The following is a 1,844-nucleotide window of genomic DNA, read 5'->3' as shown; positions in this document are numbered from 1 at the left end:
CATAAACGATTATCTCGTAACAGCCGCTCTTTGTTGATCATTTCAAACCTTTATTCTCTAAGTTAAACCTCTTTTTATTCTCAATAGCGTGACAAAAAATGCAAGTCTCTATTCAGCAACTAGTTTAATGATACAAGGCTATGCGGGTGTTGGTAAAACCACCCAGTTTAAAACGGTAGCACAAGCACTTAACGATAATCGACCAGATGTGAATATCGTCGGGCTCGCACCCACGCATAAAGCCGTCAATGAATTACAGGCAGCGGGCATAAAATCCCAAACAATTGCCAGCTTCCTGATGGAAAAGCACCAGAACAATTTCAAAACATCGTATAAAAACACCCTTTTTGTGATTGATGAAAGCTCAATGATTGGCAATAAGACCCTGGCAGAATTACTACTTAACATCACGGATAATGCGTAAGCGTCGTTAAATCCGCACATTTTTTTACTTCTTCTAATTTGCCATCATGTTCATCTCTAAAAATTGAGGAGAAATATCAGATGGAAGTTTACCGTACAGATGATGAATGGCGAGCCATCATTGAAGCTCAGCAATGTTCTGGATTAAATCCAACTCAGTATTGTCGTCAGAATAGGATTACCCGCAGCGCATTCTGCAATGCAAAAAAGCGGCTTTATCCTGTGGAAGAACAGCCCACGCATTTTATTCACGCCATGGCGCCGAATGCTATTATGACCTCCGGGGATGAAAAGTTGACGACTAAAATCTCCACGATAGAGAAGGCACAAACGCATTCGATTATCACCCTGGAGCTGTCTCACTGTACGTTACGGCTGACAAGCGGAATTTCGCCGTGTTGGCTGGCAACCTTCATTCGCGAGATGGCACCATGAAGATGTTTGTCGAAGTGCCGGCCATTTACCTCTATTCAGGTCATGTCGACTTTCGTAAAAGTATCAACGGCCTGTTGCTGATTATCGAGCAGGATATGGCACATTCCCCTTTCGATGAGGCCCTGTTCGTCTTCTGCAACCGACATCGTGACAAGGTAAAAGCCCTTTACTGGGATAAAACCGGTTTCTGTCTCTGGTACAAACGCCTGGAGCAAGATTTTTTCCGTTGGCCTGCTGCCAGTCAAAAAACCTTACAATTGACCGAAGAACAGTGGTACTGGTTGCTCGCTGGTGTCGACCTGGCTAAAATGCGCCTGCACCAACCACTCAACTGCAGGATAGCCAGTTAAATTTTGCGGAGGATTTTGCCGCGGCATGGTAAAGTCACGTCATGAATATCTCGATAGATAACTTACCCAACGATATCAATTTGCTAAAACAGATTATCGTTGATTTTCAGCGCGAAAATCTTCATTGGCAGGAAAAATACCAAATTCTGCTGGAAGAGTTGAATCTTTGCCGCCGAAAACGCTTTGGGCGCAGCGCCGAGCCGCTTTCCCCGCAGGGTGAGGTTTTTAACGAAGCTGAAGTTGAGGCGCATCGACCCGACGGGGCGCCCAGCGATGACGAAGCCTGTGAAACCCAATTATCTGACGTCAATGATAGTATTACGGACGATGCCGTCCCGGATGCAACTGTTCCTTCGCCTGCAAAAAAACGCCGCCCACGACTCCCACCCCATCTGCCGCGTAGGGAAATTATTATTCACCTACCGTCCGGGGAGCAGGCGTGTGATTGCTGCCATCAGCCGATGCACGTGATGGGTGGAGAAGTGCGTGAAGAGCTTGAGTTTATACCCGCTCACGTGCAAGTTACCCGTTATATCCGTGAAAAATACGGCTGTCGATACTGTGAGCAACATGGCACAGAAGGTAGTGTAAAGGTAGCCCCTCCGCCGCCGGCGCTTATCCCTAAGAGTTACGCCA

Annotated in this window: 4 protein-coding genes; all 4 read left to right on the top strand. The window is 46.7% G+C overall.

The features are described 5' to 3' along the window. Positions 1-88 precede the first annotated feature (88 nt). Entirely contained in the window at positions 89-424 is a 336-nt protein-coding gene (locus CBG25_RS18995) for an AAA family ATPase (RefSeq protein ID WP_290608611.1), read from the top strand. Between the two features lie 80 nt (positions 425-504). After that, positions 505-858: a hypothetical protein gene (locus tag CBG25_RS18990; protein WP_290607640.1), complete on the top strand. Its 354-nt coding sequence runs from the start codon at positions 505-507 to the stop codon at positions 856-858. Continuing rightward, on the top strand, positions 855-1,208 hold the full coding sequence (gene tnpB, locus CBG25_RS18985; protein WP_290604955.1) for an IS66 family insertion sequence element accessory protein TnpB: 354 nt from the start codon (positions 855-857) through the stop codon (positions 1,206-1,208). Before CBG25_RS18990 ends, tnpB begins: the two co-directional genes overlap by 4 nt. Before the next feature lie 41 nt (positions 1,209-1,249). Further along, positions 1,250-1,844 (top strand): IS66 family transposase zinc-finger binding domain-containing protein (locus tag CBG25_RS18980; protein ID WP_290604957.1); only part of this gene is annotated, 595 nt, incomplete at its 3' end.

Origin of the sequence: Arsenophonus sp. ENCA, from assembly GCF_002287155.1 — a bacterium.
In the GTDB taxonomy this organism is placed as follows: domain Bacteria; phylum Pseudomonadota; class Gammaproteobacteria; order Enterobacterales; family Enterobacteriaceae; genus Arsenophonus; species Arsenophonus nilaparvatae.
Note: the sequence above shows the minus strand (reverse complement) of the source record. Positions and strands in the feature narration are given on the sequence as shown.

Coding starts and splice junctions, on each gene's coding strand:
- CBG25_RS18990 (WP_290607640.1), top strand. CDS start 505: ATGGAAGTTTACCGTACAGATGATGAATGGCGAGCCATCATTGAAGCT.
- tnpB (WP_290604955.1), top strand. CDS start 855: ATGAAGATGTTTGTCGAAGTGCCGGCCATTTACCTCTATTCAGGTCAT.